Source organism: Acinetobacter sp. ANC 4218, assembly GCF_002135245.1.
Taxonomy (GTDB): domain Bacteria; phylum Pseudomonadota; class Gammaproteobacteria; order Pseudomonadales; family Moraxellaceae; genus Acinetobacter.
In genome coordinates, this window is record NZ_NEGD01000014.1 from 1 (window position 1) to 23,644 (window position 23,644).

General features: G+C 41.2%; 24 protein-coding genes. 6 read left to right on the plus strand and 18 right to left on the minus strand.

What is annotated here, in order from left to right; all coding sequences use genetic code 11:
- Window positions 1–171 precede the first annotated feature (171 nt).
- Window positions 172–1,173, minus strand: coding sequence for a helix-turn-helix transcriptional regulator (locus B9T38_RS13310; protein WP_086197259.1), 1,002 nt, complete (start codon window positions 1,171–1,173; stop codon window positions 172–174).
- 234 nt (window positions 1,174–1,407) lie between these two features.
- Between B9T38_RS13310 and B9T38_RS13315 the strand changes: the two genes are divergently transcribed.
- Genes B9T38_RS13315 through B9T38_RS13330 form a run of 4 tightly spaced genes read left to right on the plus strand, consistent with a single transcriptional unit; the run spans window position 1,408 to window position 5,138 of the window.
- Window positions 1,408–2,967: a circularly permuted type 2 ATP-grasp protein gene (locus B9T38_RS13315; protein WP_086197260.1), complete on the plus strand. Its 1,560-nt coding sequence runs from the start codon at window positions 1,408–1,410 to the stop codon at window positions 2,965–2,967.
- A 24-nt stretch (window positions 2,968–2,991) separates the two neighbouring features.
- Window positions 2,992–3,594: an alpha-E domain-containing protein gene (locus tag B9T38_RS13320; RefSeq protein ID WP_086197261.1), complete on the plus strand. Its 603-nt coding sequence runs from the start codon at window positions 2,992–2,994 to the stop codon at window positions 3,592–3,594.
- Window positions 3,591–4,370, plus strand: coding sequence for a transglutaminase family protein (locus B9T38_RS13325; RefSeq protein WP_086197262.1), 780 nt, complete (start codon window positions 3,591–3,593; stop codon window positions 4,368–4,370). The genes B9T38_RS13320 and B9T38_RS13325 overlap by 4 nt, the downstream gene beginning before the upstream one ends.
- A 27-nt stretch (window positions 4,371–4,397) precedes the next feature.
- The gene (locus B9T38_RS13330) at window positions 4,398–5,138 is read left to right on the plus strand and encodes a proteasome-type protease (protein WP_086197263.1); all 741 of its coding nucleotides are present in this window, start codon (window positions 4,398–4,400) and stop codon (window positions 5,136–5,138) included.
- A gap of 66 nt (window positions 5,139–5,204) precedes the next feature.
- Here B9T38_RS13330 and alr read toward each other — a convergent pair whose 3' ends face one another.
- From alr to ppsA, 12 genes are all read right to left on the minus strand, one after another.
- Window positions 5,205–6,269 (minus strand): alanine racemase, encoded by a 1,065-nt coding sequence (alr, locus tag B9T38_RS13335; RefSeq protein ID WP_086197264.1) that lies wholly within the window; start codon window positions 6,267–6,269, stop codon window positions 5,205–5,207.
- 299 nt (window positions 6,270–6,568) lie between these two features.
- Window positions 6,569–8,014, minus strand: a complete 1,446-nt coding sequence (gene dnaB / locus B9T38_RS13340) for a replicative DNA helicase (RefSeq protein ID WP_086197265.1) — start codon at window positions 8,012–8,014, stop codon at window positions 6,569–6,571.
- Window positions 8,015–8,274: 260 nt separating this feature from the next.
- A complete protein-coding gene (gene rplI / locus B9T38_RS13345) occupies window positions 8,275–8,721 on the minus strand; it encodes a 50S ribosomal protein L9 (protein ID WP_086197266.1) in 447 nt (148 codons plus the stop codon).
- Between the two features lie 9 nt (window positions 8,722–8,730).
- Window positions 8,731–8,958: a 30S ribosomal protein S18 gene (rpsR, locus tag B9T38_RS13350; protein ID WP_004719336.1), complete on the minus strand. Its 228-nt coding sequence runs from the start codon at window positions 8,956–8,958 to the stop codon at window positions 8,731–8,733.
- A gap of 12 nt (window positions 8,959–8,970) precedes the next feature.
- The gene (rpsF, locus tag B9T38_RS13355) at window positions 8,971–9,357 is read right to left on the minus strand and encodes a 30S ribosomal protein S6 (protein ID WP_086197267.1); all 387 of its coding nucleotides are present in this window, start codon (window positions 9,355–9,357) and stop codon (window positions 8,971–8,973) included.
- 316 nt (window positions 9,358–9,673) lie between these two features.
- On the minus strand, window positions 9,674–10,552 hold the full coding sequence (gene cyoE / locus B9T38_RS13360) for a heme o synthase (RefSeq protein ID WP_086197268.1): 879 nt from the start codon (window positions 10,550–10,552) through the stop codon (window positions 9,674–9,676).
- 10 nt (window positions 10,553–10,562) lie between these two features.
- Window positions 10,563–10,889, minus strand: a complete 327-nt coding sequence (locus B9T38_RS13365) for a cytochrome o ubiquinol oxidase subunit IV (protein WP_086197269.1) — start codon at window positions 10,887–10,889, stop codon at window positions 10,563–10,565.
- The gene (cyoC, locus tag B9T38_RS13370) at window positions 10,889–11,509 is read right to left on the minus strand and encodes a cytochrome o ubiquinol oxidase subunit III (protein ID WP_086197270.1); all 621 of its coding nucleotides are present in this window, start codon (window positions 11,507–11,509) and stop codon (window positions 10,889–10,891) included. Before cyoC ends, B9T38_RS13365 begins: the two co-directional genes overlap by 1 nt.
- 4 nt (window positions 11,510–11,513) lie before the next feature.
- Window positions 11,514–13,502 carry a cytochrome o ubiquinol oxidase subunit I gene (cyoB, locus tag B9T38_RS13375; RefSeq protein ID WP_086197271.1) on the minus strand — a complete coding sequence of 663 codons (1,989 nt, stop codon included), beginning with the start codon at window positions 13,500–13,502 and terminating at the stop codon, window positions 11,514–11,516.
- 3 nt (window positions 13,503–13,505) lie between these two features.
- On the minus strand, window positions 13,506–14,576 hold the full coding sequence (cyoA, locus tag B9T38_RS13380) for a ubiquinol oxidase subunit II (RefSeq protein ID WP_086197272.1): 1,071 nt from the start codon (window positions 14,574–14,576) through the stop codon (window positions 13,506–13,508).
- Window positions 14,577–14,894: 318 nt separating this feature from the next.
- Complete coding sequence (locus tag B9T38_RS13385; RefSeq protein WP_086197273.1) at window positions 14,895–15,665, minus strand: RDD family protein; 771 nt, start codon at window positions 15,663–15,665, stop codon at window positions 14,895–14,897.
- Window positions 15,666–15,754: 89 nt separating this feature from the next.
- On the minus strand, window positions 15,755–18,133 hold the full coding sequence (ppsA, locus tag B9T38_RS13390; protein ID WP_086197274.1) for a phosphoenolpyruvate synthase: 2,379 nt from the start codon (window positions 18,131–18,133) through the stop codon (window positions 15,755–15,757).
- A 153-nt stretch (window positions 18,134–18,286) separates the two neighbouring features.
- Between ppsA and ppsR the strand changes: the two genes are divergently transcribed.
- A complete protein-coding gene (ppsR, locus tag B9T38_RS13395; protein ID WP_086197275.1) occupies window positions 18,287–19,123 on the plus strand; it encodes a posphoenolpyruvate synthetase regulatory kinase/phosphorylase PpsR in 837 nt (278 codons plus the stop codon).
- Between the two features lie 66 nt (window positions 19,124–19,189).
- Window positions 19,190–19,960, plus strand: a complete 771-nt coding sequence (locus tag B9T38_RS13400) for a hypothetical protein (RefSeq protein WP_086197276.1) — start codon at window positions 19,190–19,192, stop codon at window positions 19,958–19,960.
- Window positions 19,961–20,003: 43 nt separating this feature from the next.
- On the opposite strand, the gene B9T38_RS13405 is transcribed toward B9T38_RS13400, so the two are convergent.
- The 5 genes from B9T38_RS13405 to B9T38_RS13420 all read right to left on the minus strand — a co-directional run bounded on the left by B9T38_RS13405 (window position 20,004) and on the right by B9T38_RS13420 (window position 23,375).
- Window positions 20,004–20,534, minus strand: a complete 531-nt coding sequence (locus tag B9T38_RS13405) for an NAD(P)/FAD-dependent oxidoreductase (protein ID WP_251992248.1) — start codon at window positions 20,532–20,534, stop codon at window positions 20,004–20,006.
- Window positions 20,467–20,610, minus strand: coding sequence for a hypothetical protein (locus B9T38_RS17035; RefSeq protein ID WP_251992249.1), 144 nt, complete (start codon window positions 20,608–20,610; stop codon window positions 20,467–20,469). The genes B9T38_RS13405 and B9T38_RS17035 overlap by 68 nt, the downstream gene beginning before the upstream one ends.
- A gap of 461 nt (window positions 20,611–21,071) precedes the next feature.
- Window positions 21,072–22,073: an LLM class flavin-dependent oxidoreductase gene (locus tag B9T38_RS13410; RefSeq protein WP_086197278.1), complete on the minus strand. Its 1,002-nt coding sequence runs from the start codon at window positions 22,071–22,073 to the stop codon at window positions 21,072–21,074.
- Window positions 22,074–22,230: 157 nt separating this feature from the next.
- Window positions 22,231–22,749, minus strand: a complete 519-nt coding sequence (locus tag B9T38_RS13415; RefSeq protein WP_086197279.1) for a YMGG-like glycine zipper-containing protein — start codon at window positions 22,747–22,749, stop codon at window positions 22,231–22,233.
- A gap of 194 nt (window positions 22,750–22,943) precedes the next feature.
- A complete protein-coding gene (locus B9T38_RS13420) occupies window positions 22,944–23,375 on the minus strand; it encodes a hypothetical protein (protein ID WP_086197280.1) in 432 nt (143 codons plus the stop codon).
- Window positions 23,376–23,644: the final 269 nt, after the last annotated feature.

Sequence of the window (23,644 nt, forward strand, 5' to 3'; positions counted from 1 at the left end):
GTCTAAAAAGTGGAATATGCCTATTCGCGACTGGCGTTTAGCCATGAGCCGCTTTATTATTGAATTCGGTGACCGCTTAAGCAATCACCTTTAAATTTATGAAAAGCAATTACACAAAATTATTTACAGGCTCAAAGATTGGGACTTTTTTTATTGTTTATTTGAGTGCTTTTATTCATCCGCGATTTGACGAACTGTATTTGAAACATCAATCGGCTCAATGTGCTGAATCTTGTTGCCAAAACTCCTTAACCACCATGCCAGTTGTGAAGTGAAAGGCACGGTTGCAGTGACTTGGGCCAAACCATTCTCTAATTTTTCAATCACCTGGTCCGTGCTGAGCTGGCTTTCATCAAAGTAATGTGCATTTTCTTCTGTCATTGTCAGTTTTAATGTCACATTTTGGGTCGGTTTGTTATAGTCGACCCTAAAGCCTAAGGCACCGGATTCAATATAGGCATCAATATCAAAGTTAACCGGATGCATCGCGCGCGAATTTAGCACCGCAGCCGATTTAAAACGATGCAGGGCAAAGGTCTGAATATCGGTTTTATCATGGCGGGTACAAATCAAATAAATAATCGCACCTTTTTGTACCAACGCTAAGGGATTTAAAATATAGGTTTTTTCTTCGCCAGAATGGCTGCGTCCCTGGTAAACACATTCCAGCTGTTTGTCTTGCAGCAAGCCTTCATAAATGGACTGTTGTGCCAGTTTGTCGACGACAGGGGGAATCAGCGGTTGAGTCGCCGGGACAATACGCACACGGTTAATCCATTGGCGTACATTGTTTTGGGTCGACAAGCTGCGACGCGCCAGATCAAACCACGGATTCATCTCTTCAATCAGGCTAGGCGGCAACAGGTGTTTTAAATGTTCTTCAACCATCATAAAGGTGACCGCTTGCGAGCTGGTCATATGCGGCAAACTTTGAATAGGCGCATCTGAACGCCAGCGCCAGCCTTGAGGTACGGTTTTACTGCTTTCAATCGGAAAACGTAGCGAGATCTGATTTAAATCACGCTGAATGGTACGCAGGCTGATATCAATACCTTCACGCTGCAAAATTTCCTGTAATTCACGGGTGCCCATCCATTTCCCGGTAGAAAGACGAGATAAAATTTGCCACTGACGATACAGGCTATTTGATGTTTCTTTTTCTTGTGAAGACATAACTAAAATTAAAGAACCAGTAGAGTGTTTATATATCCATTAAATGATGAACACAATAAAAAAACTGAATTATTTTCGCAAGTATGGGTGTCTGTAACTCTGCATATTTTGCTCCAGATTTATGCAAAAAATGCCGTTGAATGCATAAAATCATCATAGCTTAATAACTTAAAGAATGATTGGCATGTTTGTTGCTAGAGTCTAATCACAATAGAAAACAATGACGAGGTTTGTATGCTTAAAGAGAATCAAGATACAAATTCAATTTCTTTATTAGAAAATTTTGCTCACAGTGATATCGGGACTAATAGTAGCGTGACTACGGTAAATCAAGTAAAGCCACAAAATAAGGTAAATGCATTATTTCAACAGTTCAAATCACATTTCTTTAATGAGCTGGTTGATGATCGAACCATGTCCGGGGAAACCTGCCAAAAGATAGAACATTGGTTATCACAGCATACCTTGGAAGAGTTAAAGTCGCTTAACCAGACCGCCAAGGAGCATTTTTTATATGACGGTATTACTTTTACCGTCTATGGGGAATCGGAAGGAATTGAACGAACCATTCCTTATGATCTGATTCCGCGTGTCATTGAGAAAAAACAATGGAACAAGGTGTCCCTGGGTTGTGCGCAAAGGGTACGCGCGCTGAATTTATTTTTACACGATATTTATCATCAACAGGACATTTTGAAAGCCAATATTGTGCCTGAGTTGCAGGTGTTGGCTCATGAAGCTTATCAGCCACATATGTGTGCACATGACCTAAAAGGAAAAATTTACAGTCAAATCAGTGGGATCGATATTATCCGTGACCGTCATGGTGAATTTTATGTACTGGAAGATAATTTAAGAACGCCATCCGGTGTGTCTTATATGCTGGAAAGCCGGAAAATTAGCCAGAAAATAATGCCACAGCTGTTCCAGCAAAATAATGTTTTGGGCATTGAGCAATATCCTCAGTTACTCAAAGAGATCCTTGTTGAAAATGCCTATGTAGATAAGCCTTTTATTGTGGTCTTGACTCCGGGTCGTTATAACAGCGCATATTATGAACATTCCTTCCTGGCAAGGGAAATGGATGTGCCTTTAGTGACATCACGTGACCTTTTTGTAGAGAACGATAAGGTTTATGTCAAAACGATTCGTGGCAGACAGCGTGTTGATGTAATTTATCGGCGAGTCGATGATGCATATCTCGATCCTTTATGTTTTTTGCCGGATAGCACCTTGGGTGTGCCTGGCTTAATGTCAGCATATTTAAATCACAATGTGGTGATTGCCAACGCGCCGGGTACCGGAGTGGCTGATGATAAATCGATCTATCCATACGTGGATAAAATGATCCATTTTTATCTTGGCGAGCAGGCCATCTTAAAAAATGTACCGACTTATCTGTGTCGGGAAAGTGAAGATCTGGAATACGTCTTAGCCAATCTGGAACAACTTGTGGTGAAAGAAGCACAGGGTTCAGGTGGTTATGGCATGTTGATTGGCCCACATGCCTCAAACAGCCAGATTGAATCTTTTAGAGACAAAATTAGTGCGGCACCGCATTTGTATATTGCTCAGCCGACACTGGATTTATCAGTTTGCCCGACTTTAACCGATTTTGGCGTGGCAGAGCGTCATATCGATTTGCGTCCATTCGTCCTTAGCTCACCATATCGAACCGAGATTGTACCGGGTGGCTTGACACGGGTAGCCATGCAGGCAGGGTCGCTAGTGGTGAATTCTTCACAAGGTGGTGGCATTAAAGACACCTGGGTTGTCGATAATCTGCATTCATAGACCTTTAACCATGGGAAGGAAATCATGATTTTATTAAATAGTAATGCTCAGCACATTTTTTGGTTAGGTCGTTATTTAACCCGGATTCAATATGCCTGTAGCCAGTTCCCGTTTGTGGAAGATCAGGAGGCGTTGCAATATGCCTATGCTTTTTGCTTGCCGGCTTTTGATGCGAGTTCACTCAATGCATTATTGCTGGATGCTGAACAGCCGTCGTCTTTTCATCAACAATTTCAATATGCCAAAGACAACATACAGGACTTGCGTGGCATACTTTCAGCCAAGACCTATGCAGAGCTGAATCAGCTAATTAAAAATGCTCATGCAAATGCGAGCTATATATGTGACGTGGCAGCGGATTGTCATGATGTGATAGAGGCTGAATCGGCAGATGTGTTTCTGTTTTTTAGTTTGGGGCAGAATATTGAGCAATTGGACAGACAAATTCGTCTAAAACAGGACCAAAACACAACTTTAGATAATATTGATAAAATTGTTGATCTGCTGACTCAGATTGGCTGGGATAAGCTGGATGCTGCCTGGCAGCAGCTTAAATTAAACCCTGATAGTATGAATTTTTATCACTTTAGTGATCATATTCAACAGCTGTTTGAGGTGGATGTATGAAGTTGATGATCAATCACCAAACGCATTATCAATATAGTGATCAGGCTTGTAACAGTATTCAGTATATTAAAATGACACCGACCAGCAATGGCCATCAGCAGATACATTGCTGGGATGTCAGCGTGCCCGGACAAAAAGAAATAAAAAACGATGCCTTTAATAATATCTGGATTACCAGTTCGCAGCGCCAGCCTTACAGCCAGATGACCATCATGGCACAGGGCATTGTCGAGATTAATCCTGCGACGCAATTTGGAATTGATACACACATCAATCCGCAATTATTTTTGCAGCCTACCACAAGTACGCTGTGCAATGCCGACATGAAAAGTTTTGCAGATTGCTATGTTCCTCGCATTAATCGGGCTAACCTGATGGTGCTGTCTGAAGCCATCTTGAATTATATTCCCTATACACCTGAGCAAACTTCGGTCCATACCTCTGCAATCGAGGCTTTTCAATGCCGACAGGGGGTATGTCAGGATCACAGCCATGTCTTTATTGCCATGTGTAAATATTTAGGCTTGCCGGCACGTTATGTATCAGGTTATTTATTTGTACCCTATACCTCTCATCTTGCCAGTCATGCTTGGGCAGAGGTTTTTTTTGAAAATACGTGGTATTGTTTTGATACCAGCAACCAGTTATTTACGCCTAATGCACATATATATGTCGCCATAGGCCGGGATTACTGGGATGTTGCGCCAGTGCGAGGTATACGAGAGCGTGGAGGTATTGAATCCATGAGCTCTATTGTTCAAGTGCTCGCTTGCTGAAAATTTTAAAGTCATAAGGAGTTTCTAATGACTTATTGTTGTGCGCTACGGTTAAAAGACGGCCTGGTTTTTGTAAGTGATACCCGTACCAATGCCGGAGTTGATCACATCTCGGTATTTCGCAAGCTCTATATCTTTGGTGTGGAAGGAGAACGGTTTTTAACCATCCAGACATCAGGGAATTTAGCCACAACTCAAGCAGTGATTGGTCACTTAAACAACCATCTGGAACTTAAACAGGAACCGAACTTATATAGTGTAAACACTATGTTTGAGATGGCGGAACTGGTGGGGCACACCTTGAAAAAAGTGATTGCCGATGTGGTTGAAGATGCTCACACGCATGAACAAAGTAATTATTATTGCAGCATTTTGTTGGGCGGGCAGATTCAAGGGTCAGAAATGCAACTGTATAATATTTACCCGCAAGGCAATTTTATTTGTGCCACAGAAGATACGCCGTATTTTCAGATTGGTGAAAGTAAATATGGCAAGCCCATACTCGACCGGGCTTTAATTTATGAAATGCCTTTAGATGAAGCCGTACGCTGTTGTTTAATCTCTTTTGATTCTACCTTGCGTTCCAATGTTTCTGTAGGGATGCCACTTGATACGGTCGTGTATAGAAAAGATTCTTTGCATATTCCGAATGGCAAACGAATTTATGAAGAAGATCCCTATTTCTGGAAACTCAGTAAACAGTGGTCAGATACTTTGCGCCGTGGCTTACAGGAATTGCCAATCCCGACTGATGATTATCTAGAGTAATAAGCAGTTGTGAGATTGTAAAAAAACCCAAGCACAAGCTTGGGTTTTTTATTGGGATTTAAAATATTATTTTCTTATAGGACGTGCACTTAAACGACAGAGTAGCTCATAACCAATGGTGCCATTGGCTTCGGCAACATCATCAACCAGACGGTTTTTACCCCAGAGTTCAACTTCAGTTCCAAGCGGAGCATCCATACCGGTCACATCAATGGCAATCATGTCCATGGCAACGCGGCCAATCACACGGGTCGCTTGACCGTTAATAGATACATAGTTCTGTTTAGGGAAGGCACGAGGGTAGCCATCTCCATAACCAATTGAAACGATAGCGAGGTCCATGTCTTTGTCAGCGCTAAAGGTGGAGCCATAACCGACATGTTCACCTGCCTGAATGTGATTTAGGGCAATAATTTCAGCCGTAAAAGTCATGACTGGTTTAAGTCCTAAATCATGGACGGATTGATCTGCAAATGGTGATGCACCATAAAGCATGATTCCTGGACGGACAAAATCAAAATGCAGTTCAGGCCATTTATAAATGGCAGCGGAATTACAGCAAGAGCCCATCACGGGCGCACAAGCTTGTTTCACTTGCAGGAACTGATTTTTTTGTTGTTCATTTAAAGGATGGTTGGCATCGGCATTGGCAAAGTGCATGGCCAGTACACAAGTAAAACCCTCAGCTTTAAGTGAATTAATTACTTCAATAATTTCGGGTACTTTAAAACCAAGACGGTTCATACCGCTATTCAGCTTGACCCAAACTTTTAATTTTTTGCCAATATAAGCATTTTTATGTGCTCGTAACCAATCAAGTTGCTGATGGTGATGGATTACACATTCAATATTGTTCTCTATCACCACCTGCATTTCATCTTCAGAAAAAATGCCTTCAATGAGGGTAATCGGTTGCTTATAGCCAAGTTCACGAATTTCTAAAGCTTCTTCCAGGCAGGCGACACCAAAAGCATCCGTTTCACCCAAGGCTGCTAAACAGTCTTTGACTCCATGTCCATAAGCATTGGCTTTGACCATACTGACAATTTGAGCAGTTGGTGCAAGTTGTTTGACACGGTTTAAATTATATTGAAGGGCTTCTCTATCAATATAAACTGTTGCTTGGCGCACCCTCGTCACTCCTTGGGATTACAATAAAAAATTACAGCAATTTGTTATATCAAATCGCTTATAAGCTCTACATAAGAATATTATAGATATGCTATTCCTCAGTCTTGAAAATGAGGAAATTAAGCAAAATGGAGAGAGATATTGTAGTCCTATGACTGAAAATAAACACTAAGTTAAAGTGTATTTTTCACCAAATATTAAACAGAAAAATTTATGTAATACGTAGCAGTGATGAATTAAAGCAATGGTACAAGAAAAATAAATTAAAAAAAACGAGGTCAGCACCTCGTTTTTATATCTTATTCTTCATCATCATATTGAGCGTAGAACTCAGGAGAGAGATTGCTAAAGCGCGTGTATTGACCTTCAAAAGCTAGACGAACCGTACCGATCGGTCCGTTACGCTGCTTGCCGATAATAATCTCGGCAGTACCGGCTTCTTTGGATTCCTTGTTATACACTTCGTCACGGTAAATGAACATGATCAAGTCGGCATCCTGCTCGATCGCACCAGATTCACGTAAGTCGGACATCACCGGACGTTTATTTGGACGGTTTTCCAGTGAGCGGTTCAGCTGGGAAAGTGCAATGACAGGACAGTTCATCTCTTTAGCCAAGGCTTTTAAGCTGCGAGAAATTTCTGAAATCTCGCCGACACGGTTGTCACCCATACCAGGTACTTTCATGAGCTGAAGATAATCGACCATGATGCAGCCAATTTTTCCGCCATGCTGTTTGGCAATACGACGGGCACGGGCACGTAATTCCGTCGGAGGCAGGGCAGAAGAATCATCGATGTACAGATGTTTTTCCTGTAGCTGTAAAATGGTACCGGTGACTTTAGACCATTCATCGCCATCCAGTTTACCGGCACGCAGATGGCCCTGGTGGACTTTACCGTAAGCAGAAATCAGACGCATGGCAATCGAATCTGCGGGCATCTCCATAGAGAAAACCAGGGCAGGCAAGTCACAGTTAAACAGCACACTTTCCACCAGGTTCATGGCGAAAGTGGTTTTACCCATAGATGGACGTGCAGCCACAATAATTAAATCACCAGCCTGCATACCTGAAGTTTTATTATCCAGTTCCACGAAACCTGATGTTAAACCGGTAATGTTCCCTTCCATTTGGGAAAGTTCGTTCAACTTGTCAAAAACATCGGCGACTACTGCATTAATTGGTTTTGGGCCTTGGGCTTTGGCATTGTTGTTATGCTGTTCAGCAATCGAGAAGATGTTGGTTTCAGCTAGATCCAGAATTTCACTCACGCTACGACCTTTGGTGTCGTAAGCATTCTGTAAAATTTCAGAGCTGACTTTAATCATGCTGCGTAAGGTTGAAAATTCTTTAATTTTATTGGCATAAGTTTCCAGGTTATAAAAGCTAGAAGGTGAATCTGCCATCAATTGCATTAAATATTCTTCGCCACCCACAGCTTCAAGTAGATTCTGTTTAATCAGCCAGTCATTGACCAATACGGCATCATAAGGCGAGTTTTCCTGGGCTAATTTTTCAATGGCACGGAAAATATATTTATGACGTGTGGCATAGAAATCATTTTCACTTAATACATCACCGACTTGCTCAAAAGATTCGGCTACCGTCATCAGCGCGGCAAGAACAGCTTGTTCAATTGCCAAGTTATGCGGAGGGGTACGAAACTCTTTGAGTTGGCCTGACTCATTTGCTTTATTATCTACTTTAACTGAGTTAAGCATAGCGCTGGCATTCGCCTGTGACATATAAAACCCTAATTTTAAATGCAATAAATGAGTAATTTGAAAAAAGTGCCGAAGAATAAAAAAGGTATTATCTTCGTATAAACAGATGATACGCGCTCTTAAAAAAAATGCGAATCGAAAATTTCATTTATTTTAGTATCTAAAAACAGTCAAAATAAATGAAGTGAACAAGGTCTATATCAGGGTTAATTCAACTATTTTGACTATTTTTAGAGATAAAAAAAGAGCATGCAAAAGCATGCTCTTTTTCTTGCAGGAAATTACTCAGATACGATAGTAACGAGAACTTCAGCAATAACATCATGATGCAATTGGATTGCGATGTTGAATTCACCAGTGTGACGAAGCGCACCGTTTGGTAAACGAACTTCTGCACGGTCAACTTCAAGACCTGCATTAGTTAAAGCGTCAGCGATGTCACGAGTACCGATAGAACCGAATAGTTTACCTTCGTCACCAGCTTTAGCAGTGATTACGATGTTAACTTCGTTCAATTGGTCAGCACGTGCTTGAGCAGCAGCTAAAACGTCAGCTTCAGCTTTCTCAAGTTCAGCACGACGAGCTTCAAAAGCAGCAGTGTTCGCTTCAGTCGCTGCAACTGCTTTACCTTGAGGGATAAGGAAGTTACGACCGTAACCAGCTTTAACTGATACTTTATCGCCTAATTTACCAAGGTTTTTAATGCGTTGTAATAAGATAATATCCACAGCTCAACCTCACTTATGATTGTCAGTGTAAGGGATCAACGCTAAGTAGCGAGCTTGTTTGATAGCAAGCGCCAATTGACGTTGGTAACGAGCTTTAGTACCTGTAATACGGCTAGGAACAATCTTGCCGTTTTCAGTGATGTACTGTTTCAAAGTATCGATATCTTTGTAGTCGATGTACGTAACGTTCTCAGCTGTAAAGCGGCAGAACTTGCGACGACGGTAAAAACGTGCCATGTAATGTTCTCCTTATGCTTCAGCAGAGTCTTGAGCTTGTTGTGCTTCTTCACGTTGAGCTTTACGCGCACGTTTTTCTTCAGCACTCTTAGCAAGTAAAGACTCTTCAGTGATAGCGTGTTCACGACGAATAATAACATTACGAAGGATTGCATCGTTATAACGGAACAATTCTTCTAATTCATTAAGCGTAGCTTGACCACATTCAACGTTCATTAAAATGTAGTGAGCTTTGTGAATTTTGTTAATTGGGTAAGCCAATTGACGACGGCCCCAATCTTCTAAACGGTGAATTTGACCTTCAGCTTCTTTGATGTGAGTTAGGTAACGTTCTACCATACCCACAACTTGATCGCTTTGGTCTGGATGTACCAAAAGTACGATTTCGTAGTGACGCATTGTCAGCTCCTTACGGTTTATACAGCCTCTGCAAATACAAGCAGAGGCAAGGAGTCACAACCAAAGTTGTGTCGCATAAATTGCGAAGCGTGAATTTTAGAGCCTTTGCATGTTAAATACAAGGTTTGGGGAGAGCAAAAAGAAAAAATACTGAAAATAGTGCTGTGCTAAATCTTGCTGAACATGAAATGAAGAATAAAAGGAATTTACTTACTGAAAGTGTGTGAATGAAAATAAGAAGGGTAAGCAAGGTATAATGAGAAAGGTGCAAAGTGTATGACATATCTAATTAAAAGATAGAGCAGGACTCTATCTTTTAAAAAAATATGATGGGTAATTGTGGGGCTGTTGAAGTGAAACTAAACAACAGGCTGATGACAGTGATTAATTTGACAGAGAACATAAAATATTGCTTTGCCCATAACTGATCATTTTCAGCTTTAAAGCCTTGAATACTCAAATACACCCAGTACAGACACAAAAGGTTCAGTACGACCACATAAATCCAATTTGTATAACCATAAACAAATAATCCATTCATGGTGATACAGAACAATACAACGTAAATAAGAGACTCGATCTTGGTACGATGAATTGAACGTGCTACAGGTAAAATTGGAATCCCTGCATTTTTGTAATCTTCAAAGCGGTAAATTGCAATTGCCCAAGAGTGAGGCATTTGCCAAAGTGCATACCCAATAAAAATAAGTAAAGCACCCATGTCAAACTGGTTTGCAACAGCGGTATAACCAATTACAGGCGGAGCTGCACCGGAAATACTACCGACAATGGTTTGGTGAATGGTTGTCCGTTTTGTCCATAAGCTGTAAAAACCAACATATACAACAAAACCAATAACAGCAAATAAAAAAGCGTACTCATTGACCCAAAACCACAAAATGCTAAAACCAGCGAATCCAAGTACCAGGGAATAAACCAAAGCAACAGGAATGGAAACTGATTTTTTAACCATCGCACGATTTTGCGTACGTTGCATCTTTTGGTCGATGTCTTGGTCAATGATGTTATTGACTACACAACCTGATGCTACGACCAGAGTGGTACCGAGAAGGGTAATGAGAAGAAAAAGGAAATCTACAGAACCTTGGGCAGCTACAAAGTAGCCACCCAAAGTGGTAACGAAGTTACCAAAGAGAATTCCTGGCTTAGTCAGGAATAAATACTTTTTCAGCATGACAACCAGTTTAGATCATCATGTTGTAGTGAAGGTAGTTCATGATCCATACAGAACCAACCAAAAGGATGGCAATGGTCAGAATCGTATAAACGAATGCAATAACGTTCCAGCGTTGCTCTGAAGAAGAGTTCATGTGCAGGAAATAAATTAACTGTACAAGAATCTGAGCAACTGCAGTAATTGCAATCACGGTAATCAGGATACCGCGGCCAAAACCACCAGCCATCACCATTCCGAAAGGAATGATGGTCAGGATGATAGATAGGATAAAGCCAACTGTATATTGTTTAACGTTACCGTGTGCTGCACCAGCTGAATTGTGATCGTGACTCATTAGAGAACTCCCATCAAGTAAACTACGCTGAATACACAGATCCAAACGATGTCAAGGAAGTGCCAGAACAAGCTTAAGCATGCAAGACGACGAGTGTTTGGAAGAGTCAAACCATATTTCTTGATTTGAACCATTAACACGATCATCCATACCAAACCAGAAGTTACGTGAATACCGTGTGTACCTACCAGCGTAAAGAACGAAGATAAGAATGCACTTGTGCTAGGGCCATGACCTGCATGAACTAAATGATTGAACTCATATAATTCCATGCCGATGAACGAAGCACCAAATACCCAAGTAATTGCAAGCCAAGTCAGAACTTTAGATACGTCTTTCTTGTAGGCAGCAAGAACAGCAAAGCCGAACGTTACAGACGAAATCAAGAGGGCGAAAGTTTCAGTTAATACAAAACTGAGAGATTCACCAAAAAGATCTCGTGCACTTGGAGTACCAACTGGAACGTGACTGCTTAATACAGCAAACGCGATGAAGAGTGTACCGAATAGGATCAAGTCACTCATCAAGTAAGACCAGAAACCAAAGACTGTGATGTCAGTATCATCATGATGATGATGTTCATCGTGTCCGTGGTTATCGTGATGAAGTACTTCAGCCATAGTCTTAGTCCTTCTTCAAGTGTTTTTCAAGTTGTGCATAACGTTCGTTTTCGATGCGTTCAACTTCAGCAGCTGGAACATAGTAATCCACTTTCTTGGTGAAAGAAGATACGATGAAGCTAATGATCGCAGAAACGAATGTAATCGCTACTAACCACCAGATGTGCCAGATTAAAGCAAAGCCCATAACAGTAATGAACATCGCGATAACAAAACCAGCCGCACGGTTGGTTGGCATATGAATGTCTTCATACTTGGTTGGTTTAGTGTATGCAATACCGTTTTCTTTGTCAGTCCAGAAAGTATCAATACCGTTGATCTTTGGAAGATAGGCAAAGTTATAGAACGGCGCTGGAGAAGAAGTAGACCATTCAAGCGTACGGCCATCCCAAATGTCGCCAGTAACGTCCATGTTTTTCTCGCGTTGCAAGAAACCCACCACGATTTGCATAACGAAACATGCAATACCCAGTGCAATAAGAACTGCACCAACCAAAGCAATATTTACATATGGATCCCATTCAGGGTTGTCAAATGTATTCAAACGACGAGTCATACCCATGAAACCAAGGATATAAAGTGGCATGAACGCAAAATAGAAACCGATGAACCAGAACCAGAATGCTGCTTTACCCCAAGCTTCATTTAACTGCCAGCCAAACATTTTTGGCCAGTAGAAGATGATACCTGCGAACATCGCAAACACTACACCACCAATAATTACGTTATGGAAGTGAGCGATCAGGAATAAAGAGTTGTGTACCAGGAAGTCCGCTGGTGGAACTGCCATCAATACGCCTGTTAAACCACCGATACCGAAAGTCACAAGGAAGCCAAGTGTCCAAAGCATTGGTGTTGTAAAGGTAATGCGGCCCTTGTACATGGTGAATAACCAAGAGAAGATTTTCACACCAGTTGGGATCGCAATAATCATGGTCATGATACCGAAGAACGCGTTAACGTTGGCACCTGCACCCATGGTAAAGAAGTGGTGAACCCAAACAACAAGTGATAAAACACCAATTGCTACAGTAGCGTACACCATTGATTTGTAACCGAACAAAGCTTTGCGGCAGAATACGGCAGTAACTTCCGAGTAAATACCAAAAGCTGGTAATACCAAGATATATACTTCCGGGTGACCCCAAGTCCAGATCAAGTTTACATATAACATTGGGCTACCACCCAAGTCATTTGTAAAGAAGTGGAAGTCGAAGTAACGGTCAAGTGACAACATTGCAATAGTCGCAGTTAATACTGGGAATGTCGCAATGATAAGTACAACAGTAACTAAGGATGTCCAGGTGAAAATAGGCATATCCATAAGGGTCATGCCAGGAGCACGCATTTTAATGATGGTAACGAAGAAGTTAACACCAGTTAAAAGTGTACCCAAGCCTGAAATCTGCAGTGCCCAAATGTAGTAGTCTACACCTACGCCAGGAGAATATTCGATACCTGATAGAGGAGGATAAGCCATCCAACCTGTTGCAGCGAATTCACCTAAAGCAAGAGAAGCCATTACCAGACCGGCAGCGCCAGCGAATAGCCAGAAGCTTAAAGAGTTTAATAGCGGGAAGGCAACATCACGTGCACCGATTTGAAGTGGTACAGAAATGTTCATCAAACCAACCACAAGCCCCATCGCTACGAAGAAGATCATGATTACGCCATGCGCAGTAAAGATCTGATCGTAATGTTCTGGGTGCAAGTAACCTTCACCACCACCTTTTGCAAGGAACTGTTGAAGACGCATCATGATCGCATCGGCAAAACCACGCAGAAGCATGACAATCGACACAATGATATACATGATACCAATTTTTTTATGGTCTACAGATGTGAACCATTCGTTCCACAAATAGCCCCATTTTTTGAAATAGGTGATACCTGCAAACAGTGCAAGACCGCCTAGGACCATCATGGCAACTGTCACCAGCACGATTGGATCGTGAGGGATTGCATCCGGACCTAACTTACCTAAGAAGCTCATGTCTTATTCCTCTACAGAAGCAGTCGCATGTTCAACATTTGCATGAGCTTCAGAAGCAGCAGCTTCATGACCAGCAGCGGCTGAGTGATCAGCACCGTGGTAATTACTCATGTATTTGTTGATCACAGATTCGAACAGTTTAGGTTCTACTGAAGAATAATAAGTCACTGGGTGTGGCTTAGTCGGATAAGGCTTCAACGCTTCAGCAGCAGCCTTCTCTTCAGGAGTTTGCGCTTTCGCAACGATTGCTTCGATTTGGTGCTTAGAGCGGTTACCGTCACGTAAGGTTGCAAATTCAGCTTGATCTAAAACTGTTTTTTGAACAGCTTGAGGATTAATGGTATTACCATTACCCGCTTTAACTGCAGCAACCCATTCAGCAAACTGAGCATCAGTCACAGAGTGTGCACGGAAACGCATTTGCGAGAAACCATAACCTGAATAGTTAGAAGAGAAACCGCGGAAGCCTTCAGCAGGACTGGTTTCATTTGCCAAGAAGTTCAGGTGAGTTTGCATACCCGCCATAGCATAAATCTGACCAGACAATGCAGGGATGAAGAACGAGTTCATTGTGAAGTTAGAAGTTAAACGCAGGCTAACCGGAGTTTTTTCTGGGAAACGAATTTCGTTAACAGTCGCAATGTTTTGTTCTGGATAGATAAAAATCCATTTAAACTGTTCAGCAATAACCTGAACATTTAAAGGTGCTTTATCTGATTCTAGCGGACGGTATGGGTCATACTTGTGGGAACCCCACCAAGTTAACCAAGCTAAAATACCAATAATAATAACAGGAACACCCCAGACTACAATTTCAATTGCAGTAGAGTGTGCCCATGTAGGTTTATAGTCTGCATCTTTATTCGACGCGCGATATTTCCATCCGAACCATAATGCCATAATCGCTGATGGAATAACCACCAATAGCATTAAGTAAATCGCAGTCAACATGAGGTTTGATTGACCTTCAGCAACTGGACCTTTGGAGTTCAGAAGTACTAAATCACCACCACACCCAGTCAAGAGTGCAGCCATCGCAGATAAAGACAATACAGCTAAAATTGTTTGTCTCATTTTACAACCTCGGTGAAGAGTCCCATTCCCTAATTTAATATGGGATAGCGATTAAAGTGTCGCATGATTGGAAATGTTTATTTTTCACTTAGAAAATCCAAGCACAGTAAAGCCTTCCCAATCATGAGGCACCGCTACGTTGTAGGGCATTATGCCTGATATCGACAAACTAAGCTATATGTAAAGTGGCTTTAAATATCTGTTATAAAAACTGATTTTTTTACTCGGAATTAAGCTTTTATTATATGAATTTTATTTTAATATCAATATTCTGCGGAAAAACAGGGATATAAAAACAATCCCTGTCTAATTATATGCTTATTGTTTAACCACTTTGGTTTTGGCTAACTTATCATGTAAGGTCTGGCGCTTTTCGCCCAGTGAAAAAACATGATCAATAATTGTAATAAATGGCATAAATAGCAAATTTAAAACGATAAAAATAAAGCTACGTAAAGTGAATGCACGCATCAGGCTGACTTTTTCACCATTGTCGGCATCTACAATTTTAATTTTGGTCAGTTTTTTACCGATGCTTTGTCCGGATTTTGCCAACATAAATGCCTGTATACCTAGCATAATAACGAGGTAAATAAACATGGTCTGCCAGGCTTCAGAAGGTATAAGGGTAAATAATTCCTGTTGCAATTGCATGGCTTGAGTGGAAGTCTCGGCCGATTGCATTTTTTGCTGAATCTCGGATAACTGGTTAAATTGCTCCGGTTTTAGGAAAAATGACGGAATTGCAGCTGCCGGTAGCCAGAGTAGCAAGTCAATGATTTTTGCCAAAATACGGGTTGGAATTGCAGCCAACTCCTGTCGAGCAGTTGCTTTTTTTTCCACCTGAACTTTACGAATAGCTGAATTCTGTACAGGGCTGGGTTCTGGAAAAGCTGCAGGTGCGATATAGCCTTCAGGTGTATATACAAGTTTACCTTGGGTTAATTCACCTAAAGCCTTCCATTCGGTCATACCTTGATGCCAGGCCAAATCTGTTAGCAGCACTTGTTGGCTAGCGAGCATTTGATTAAGCTGCTCTAAGGTGTAAGGACCGGCTTGTTGATTATTTCTCGCCAAGTAAATTTGCATAAAACTCAATTCTCAAAATAAATCTAAAAATACAAAAAATCGCAGAAGAAAAAAAAGACCCACGAGTGGGTCTTTTTTAACATGTTTTATTACGCTTGTTGAGCTTTTTCTTCTGCAAGGAAGAACCAAGTGTCTAAAACGGAGTCCGGGTTTAAAGAAACAGACTCAATACCTTGTTCCATCAACCATTTAGCCAAGTCAGGGTGATCAGAAGGACCTTGACCACAAATACCTACATATTTGCCTGCTTTACGGCATGCATGAATCGCCATAGAAAGAAGCGCTTTAACCGCTGGGTCACGTTCATCAAACAGGTGAGAAACGATACCAGAGTCACGGTCAAGACCCAATGTTAACTGAGTCAGGTCGTTAGAACCGATAGAGAAACCATCGAAGTGCTCAAGGAACTGTTCAGCTAACAATGCGTTGGTTGGTAATTCGCACATCATGATTACTTTCAGACCATTCTCGCCACGTTTCAGACCATTCAATGCCAATAATTCAATGACACGTTTCGCTTCGTTTACTGTACGTACGAATGGAATCATGATTTGAATGTTGGTTAAGCCCATTTCGTCACGAACTTTTTTCAATGCACGGCATTCAAGTTCGAAGCAGTCACGGAAGTTGTCAGAAACGTAGCGGCTTGCACCACGGAAACCAAGCATTGGGTTTTCTTCTTCTGGTTCGTATAACTTACCACCGATCAGGTTGGCATATTCGTTTGACTTAAAGTCAGACATACGCACGATCACTGGTTTGTCAGCGAATGCAGCAGCAAGGGTAGAAATACCTTCAACCAGTTTCTCTACATAGAACTCGATTGGAGAAGCGTAACCTGCAGTACGTGCCATTACAGCAGCGCGAGTTTCGCGTGGAAGGCTGTCAATGTTGAGTAATGCTTTAGGATGCACGCCAATCATACGGTTGATGATGAATTCAAGACGTGCCAGACCAATACCTGCGTTTGGAATTTGTGCGAAGTCAAATGCACGGTCAGGGTTACCTACGTTCATCATGACTTTAAATGGAAGCGCAGGCATAGATTCGATAGAGTTACGTTGAACTTCGAAATCTAAAGCACCTTCATAGATAAAGCCTGTGTCACCTTCAGCACAAGAAACAGTTACTTCTTGACCATCGGTCAGAACTTCGGTTGCGTTACCACAACCTACAATCGCTGGAACACCAAGTTCACGTGCAATGATGGCAGCGTGACAGGTACGGCCACCACGGTTGGTGACAATAGCAGCAGCACGTTTCATCACTGGTTCCCAATCCGGGTCAGTCATGTCAGATACGAGTACGTCACCGTCTTGTACTTTATCCATTTCTTTAATCGAAGTGACGATGCGGACTTTACCAGAACCGATACGTTGACCAATTGAACGGCCTTCACAAACCACAGTACCTTTTTGTTTAAGCAGGTAGCGTTCCATGGTGCCGACATTTTCACGGCTTTTTACGGTTTCTGGACGTGCCTGAACGATATAAAGCTGACCGTCATCACCATCTTTGGCCCATTCGATGTCCATTGGGGCACCGTAATGTTCTTCAATGATCAAGGCTTGTTTTGCAAGTTCTTGCAGCTCATGATCATTTAAGGCAAATTGTTGACGCTCTTGTTTTTCAACGTCGACGACAACGACAGATTTACCTGCTGCACCTTCTTCACCATAAATCATTTTTTGGTGTTTAGAGCCCAAGTTGCGACGCAGGATAGAATGCTTGCCATTTTTAAGAAGTGGTTTAGAAATATAAAATTCGTCAGGGTTAACAGCACCTTGAACGACCATTTCACCCAAGCCATAAGAAGCGGTAATAAATACTGCATCACGGAAACCAGATTCTGTATCCAGTGTGAACATTACACCAGCAGCACCAGTTTCAGAGCGGACCATACGTTGCACGCCAGCCGACAACGCTACGATGTCGTGAGCAAAGTTTTGGTGTACACGGTAAGAAATTGCGCGATCGTTGTAAAGTGAAGCAAATACTTCCTTAATGGCTACAAGAACGTTGTCGATGCCACGGATGTTCAGGAAAGTTTCTTGTTGTCCTGCAAATGATGCATCTGGCAAGTCTTCTGCTGTTGCAGATGAACGAACGGCAACCGCGATGTCAGGGTTGCCGTTTGAAAGAGCAGCGAAAGATTCGCGAATTTCCTTTTCAAGTTCTGCTGTAAGCGGAGTTTCGACAATCCATTGACGGATTTTTGCGCCAGTTTCTGCTAGAGCTTTTACGTCATCAACATTAAGCGCTGCAAGCTCGGCGTTGATTTTAGCGTTTAGGCCACTTTGCTCGAGAAATTCACGATACGCAGCAGCTGTGGTTGCAAAACCACCCGGTACTGATACACCAGCATTAGACAAATGGCTGATCATTTCACCCAGTGATGAGTTTTTCCCACCAACGAGTTCAACGTCGTGTTTCCCTAATTTTTCTAGACCAATTACGCGCGCTTCCAAAGTTGTTACTCCACTTATGCAGTATTAATCACTATCTTGGCATGAAATTATAACAAATCGCCCAGCTTTTTGATTTACTCGGCGACAGTCATGTAAGATCGGTTTACTATAAAGATTTTACAGCACTTAGACAAATATTTAAGGAGAATTTTAATGTCAGAAGGTAAACAGATTAAACGCAGTGTGTTTTTTATCTCCGATGGGACTGCAATTACTGCTGAAACCCTTGGACACTCACTGTTAGCACAGTTTCCTCATGTAGATTTTGACATTCATATTATTCCTTATATCAGTTCCGAAGAAGCTGCGATGAATGTGGTAGCTGAAATCAACCAGCGTGCCGATCAAGATGGGCAACAACCTTTGGTGTTTGATACCTTGGTAGACCCGTATGTGCGTGATATTATTAATACAGCAAACGCAGTAAATCTTGATGTTTTTGAAGGTCTTATTGGTAAATTGTCTGAGGTTTTAGGTACTGCGCCTACAACTTTAGTCGGACAAACCCATGCTGTAACCGATTCTGAGTCATATAAAGCACGTATTGATGCAGTGCATTTTGCCCTAGATAACGATGATGGCGCACGCACACGTCATTATGACAAAGCCGATCTGATCCTGATTGGGGTTTCCCGTTCCGGTAAAACACCGACTTCAATTTATCTTTCATTACAGTTTGGAATTCGTGTGGCGAACTATCCGCTGACCGAAGAAGACCTGGATGACAACCGTTTACCTGCGGTGTTAAAGGCACACAAGCATAAGCTATTTGGCTTAATGATTGATGCTGAACGACTTGTAGCGATTCGTAGCGAACGTAAAGCCAATAGCCGTTATGCAAGTTTTAATCAATGCCAAATGGAACTGCGTGCCGTAGAAGGCATTTATATTTCAGAAGGCATTAAATATCTGAATGTTTCTGAAATGTCGATTGAGGAAATTTCAACCCGTGTTTTACAGATGACAGGTTTAAAACGTCGTATTGGCTAATTTAAAAATGGAGTTGAATTCAGATTTAACTCCATTTCTATAATCGAAAATATAGAGCGTAATTATATGAATAAAGTATTAAAAATAAATAAAATAACTCTTGGTTTTGCTTGGTTTAGTCTGATAACTGCACATGTTTTTGCTCAATCTGTAGCTGATTTTGAAACCCAAATGATCAAACAATATGATCAAAGGCGTTTAGCAGACAGTTATGAGAGTGAGGGTGTTAATCAGGAGGTGGCTGTAAAAGTAGCCGATTTTATTCAGGGTCATCCACAAAGTTTCCACTATAATTTTAAAAATCTAGCCAGCAAAAACATGGTTTCTATACATTATAGCCCTGATCAAAAGCTGAAATTTTATACATTTGATATTTCAGCTGGCGGTACGATGCGGGAATTCGAATCTTATGTGCAATTTAAACAGGGCAATAAAGTTGTTACTCAGGCTGTGAATGATGGAGGATTTATACGATCCATTCAGCAAACTGAGCTGAATAAAGCCCCCACTTATTTTATTTCAAGTACCTATATTGGCAGCAGTTGTGTAGGGGCCTATGCTATTCAGGCAGCGCAAATTAGAAATGCGAAATATCAAGCTGCTGATGTATTTAAAATCGGAACGAAAGTACTGAACCATATTGATGTCAGTTATGACTGTCATTATTATCCAGAAAATATCCAGCCTTTTAATATGAATCGGCACTATATTCGTGTTTCTAAAAATCTTAAAAACATCGATATTTTAGTTATTAAGCCATCAGGTGAATTAACTTCTAATTATTTGCGTTATCAAAAAGCTAAACATTATTATCAATATATTGGCATAGTAAAATAAAATGCATAAGAGCGGCTGATATGTCTCTTTTTATGTTGAAACGTCAATAGGTAGTGATAATGACATCTACTAAATGTTCAACACCTTCCATGCTTTGTACTGCATTTTCAGTAATTTTTACCACAGGCCAGGTAATCAGCTTACAGTTATCCTGTTGCAGCGCAGTGTAATAATGATCCGATTTGAGAAAAACCTTGTTTCCAGATGCCGAATTGGGCATTAGCTGGCGTTTTAACCAGGTATCTTGAACTTGGGAATCCAGATAGCGAATAGCCAGTAATGATTTTATGCGGGTATTAAATAAACGGCGATTCTTGATAATCAAAGGGTGCGAAAGCAGTTTGTGAATGCCTTTTTCAGTTTGAGGTAAGATAAAAAGTGGTGTAATTTGAAATACTTCTACAAATTTTGCGGTATTGCAAATGTGTTCCAGATGCATAACTGTCATCTGGTTGCCCCCAACAATAGCCACATTTAAATTAGTGAAATCAAAATTGTTAATATCTTCAGAAGAGACGATTTTCCCCTTGAATTTCTGGAAAAAATCGGGTGAGTTTTGAAAGAATCCATCCAATGGATTCTTTTTCTTGTTGACCATTTTTATATCCTTTTTTATTTTTACTTTTGTTGCAGTTTGTTCTGTACTTCATAGGTATATCCAAGATGGAACTTTGGGTAAAGATTTTTCTGGAATCTTGTCAGTCATCGCCATCATGGCATCGGCAGGAATATGAAACCATTTTTTTAGGTCTGTTGAAGCCATTATGTACACCTCTAAAATCATGGTTTAATGGCAAGTGTATGAAAAAGCCGGACAATCTAATTTGCTTAAGTACTTAAAGTGATATGAGCATTTTTGTTAATCATCTAGTGTGCTTATTTGTTGAAATAATTTATTTAAATATTTGATATTTATAACTTAATTAATATGGTTTTTGGTCGGGTTGTATCCTTAAAATGGATTATTCTTTATAGAGCGATGCCTCGAACACACAAGTTCGTAAATGTTGTCCAGTCTTATTGCTAAAAATAGATCAGATGATCAACTGAATGAGCAGTTGTGATAAAAAAATAGCACCTCAAGCAGGTGCTATTTACGATTTTAAAAGAATTAAGCGTTTTTGATATTCATCAATAATTCAAAGTTTTCAAGACGTTTATCTGTGTCATAGATATCACAGGTAAAGATAAATTCATCGACATTATATTTTTCTAACAGGTTTTTTAAACCAGCTTTAACCGTTTCAGGTGAGCCAATTTGTGCCATGGCATAGAAACTGTCAACCGACATTTTTTCTGCAGGTGACCAGATTTCATTAATATTTTTGATTGGCGGTTTCAACTTGCCACGTTGGTTACGGAACATTGAAATAATACGCTGATAGGGTGATGTTGCTAAATATTGCGCTTCTTCATCTGTCTGAGCGATTACCGTTGGAACACCCATTGAAACATAAGGCCGATCCAGGTATTCAGAGGGTTCAAAGTTCTCTCTATATAGCTTGATCGCCTGATCGAGCATTCGCGGTGCAAAATGGGAGGCAAATGAATAGGGTAGACCCAACTTTGCGGCCAGTTGTGCGCTAAACAAACTTGAACCGAGTAACCAGACGGGAACATGGGTACTTTGACCTGGAGTTGCCACAATACGTTGCTGTGGTAGAGGATCTTTAAAGTATTGCAGAATTTCCAGTACATCTTGTGGGAATTGATCTTCAGTTTCCTGACGGCCACGACGCAGTGCACGCATTGTATTTTGATCCGTACCCGGTGCACGACCAAGACCAAGTTCAATACGGTTTGGATAGAGTGTTGCCAAAGTACCAAATTGCTCTGCAACTATTAAAGGGGCATGGTTCGGTAGCATGATGCCGCCTGAGCCGACTCTTAAAGTTCGAGTATTTGCCAATAAATAACCTAAGAGAACAGCAGTTGCTGAACTGGCGATGCCGGACATATTGTGATGCTCAGCGAGCCATAAGCGTTTATAACCTAATTTTTCGGCATGTTGAGCTAAAGCAAGTGCATGATGTAATGAAGATTGAATGCTTTTATTTTCACGAACAGGAACTAGGTCCAGAATTGAAAATTGGGTATCTCTTAAAGAACGCATTGGTTTTCTCTAATATCAGGGCTAAGAAAAGCATACGCTGCCTACTTGAACTTGTATATCGTTTTTTTTCGATATATGGGCGATGCCTGTGATTTGGCTTGTAGCAAGCATAAAAAAGCACCCGAAGGTGCTTTAAGGCAATTTGTATTGCGATGAATTAACGTTTACCGTTTTTGTACCAACCTAAATGACGACCATTGTCGTGGCGGTCACTGTAACGATAACTGTTATAACGGCGATCATAGCGGTCATCATAACGACGCTCATCACGATCATAGCGACGTTCATCACGGTCATCGTAGCGACGGTCTTCGCTTACTTTTTTACCCAGTACCGACCCMCCTGCAGCACCTAACCCGGCACCGATATAACCGCCATTAGTACCACCCATATTTTTACCTACGGTATAGCCACCAGCACCGCCCAGAGCACTACCGATCACGGCACCAGTACGGTCACGTTTGTTGGAAGCAACACCGGCACCGGCTCCAGCACCAATCGCTGAACCAATCATTGCGCCTGTGGTACCACCCATCTGTTTACCCACGGCGGCACCTACAACACCGCCCAGAGCAGAAGTTAAGGCTGTATTTGTTGTATTGCCTGCATTGGCTGTAGTCATGGTTAAAGCAGATGAAGTCACTACAGCAGCAAGAATGATGGAATTAAATTTCATGGCAAACTCCTTTTGGAAGCTTTTGTTATTTCTTGAGTTAAATGTAATAAAAGATGTAGAAATGATAATGGGTGAGTTGTTTATCATTTGTATTTTTATCTTTCAGATTTATCCATAATTAATAACGGATCATTATGATAAAAAATCAAAAAAGCACCTTTAGGTACTTTTTTGTTCTGTCTTAGCATCATCTATTAACGATGGCTACGATAATATCTTTTAGAATGTTTCTTGTATTTGCGTTGATCCGCACGACGGTCTTCTGAAACTTTTTTACCCAGTACCGAACCACCTGCAGCACCTAGTGCAGAGCCGATATAGCCACCAGTAGAACCACCGACATTTTTACCTACGGCATAACCACCAACACCGCCTAGACCACCACCGATAGCAGCACCTGTACGATTACGTCGGTCTGCAGAAACTGCCGCACCACCCGCACCCCCGATAGCAGAGCCAATCATTGCACCGGTATTGCCGCCCATCTGTTTACCAATTGCAGTACCTGCTACGCTACCTAATGCGGATGTTGCCGCAATACGAGTAGAGTTGTCTGCATGAGCAGTAACAGTAAACATTGATGCAGCCGCCATTGTTGCGCTGAGTAATAATGCATTCAGTTTCATAGTTAACTCCATGTCCAAAATGAACGTTATAGGTAAGTTATTTCGATGTCGGCAAATGTAACAAAAATTTTTTCCAACAATGTGGAGAGGTTCAACTAGAGTTGTGGCGTTTAGTGTCTGCTTTGTAAAGTTATATTAACAATATTTAAAAGTGCTCATAAAATGCACGTTTATAAGGCAAATATGAATAAAGCTGGTATCAATACAGTTTTTATCTTAAAAAAATCCCTTTCTATATGTGGGTTTGTCCCCACAATATCTATGTTATT

Bases quoted from the DNA above. Each gene is read 5' to 3' on its own strand.
- B9T38_RS13315 (WP_086197260.1), top strand. From the start codon at position 1,408: ATGCTTAAAGAGAATCAAGATACAAATTCAATTTCTTTATTAGAAAAT.
- B9T38_RS13420 (WP_086197280.1), bottom strand. From the start codon at position 23,375: ATGAAACTGAATGCATTATTACTCAGCGCAACAATGGCGGCTGCATCA.
- dnaB (WP_086197265.1), bottom strand. From the start codon at position 8,014: ATGTCACAGGCGAATGCCAGCGCTATGCTTAACTCAGTTAAAGTAGAT.
- B9T38_RS13320 (WP_086197261.1), top strand. From the start codon at position 2,992: ATGATTTTATTAAATAGTAATGCTCAGCACATTTTTTGGTTAGGTCGT.
- cyoC (WP_086197270.1), bottom strand. From the start codon at position 11,509: ATGGCTGAAGTACTTCATCACGATAACCACGGACACGATGAACATCAT.
- B9T38_RS13310 (WP_086197259.1), bottom strand. From the start codon at position 1,173: ATGTCTTCACAAGAAAAAGAAACATCAAATAGCCTGTATCGTCAGTGG.
- B9T38_RS13400 (WP_086197276.1), top strand. From the start codon at position 19,190: ATGAATAAAGTATTAAAAATAAATAAAATAACTCTTGGTTTTGCTTGG.
- B9T38_RS13330 (WP_086197263.1), top strand. From the start codon at position 4,398: ATGACTTATTGTTGTGCGCTACGGTTAAAAGACGGCCTGGTTTTTGTA.
- B9T38_RS13365 (WP_086197269.1), bottom strand. From the start codon at position 10,889: ATGAGTCACGATCACAATTCAGCTGGTGCAGCACACGGTAACGTTAAA.
- cyoA (WP_086197272.1), bottom strand. From the start codon at position 14,576: ATGAGACAAACAATTTTAGCTGTATTGTCTTTATCTGCGATGGCTGCA.
- B9T38_RS13410 (WP_086197278.1), bottom strand. From the start codon at position 22,073: ATGCGTTCTTTAAGAGATACCCAATTTTCAATTCTGGACCTAGTTCCT.
- ppsR (WP_086197275.1), top strand. From the start codon at position 18,287: ATGTCAGAAGGTAAACAGATTAAACGCAGTGTGTTTTTTATCTCCGAT.
- rpsR (WP_004719336.1), bottom strand. From the start codon at position 8,958: ATGGCACGTTTTTACCGTCGTCGCAAGTTCTGCCGCTTTACAGCTGAG.
- B9T38_RS17035 (WP_251992249.1), bottom strand. From the start codon at position 20,610: ATGAAGTACAGAACAAACTGCAACAAAAGTAAAAATAAAAAAGGATAT.
- B9T38_RS13325 (WP_086197262.1), top strand. From the start codon at position 3,591: ATGAAGTTGATGATCAATCACCAAACGCATTATCAATATAGTGATCAG.
- rpsF (WP_086197267.1), bottom strand. From the start codon at position 9,357: ATGCGTCACTACGAAATCGTACTTTTGGTACATCCAGACCAAAGCGAT.
- cyoE (WP_086197268.1), bottom strand. From the start codon at position 10,552: ATGCTGAAAAAGTATTTATTCCTGACTAAGCCAGGAATTCTCTTTGGT.
- cyoB (WP_086197271.1), bottom strand. From the start codon at position 13,502: ATGAGCTTCTTAGGTAAGTTAGGTCCGGATGCAATCCCTCACGATCCA.
- B9T38_RS13385 (WP_086197273.1), bottom strand. From the start codon at position 15,665: ATGCAAATTTACTTGGCGAGAAATAATCAACAAGCCGGTCCTTACACC.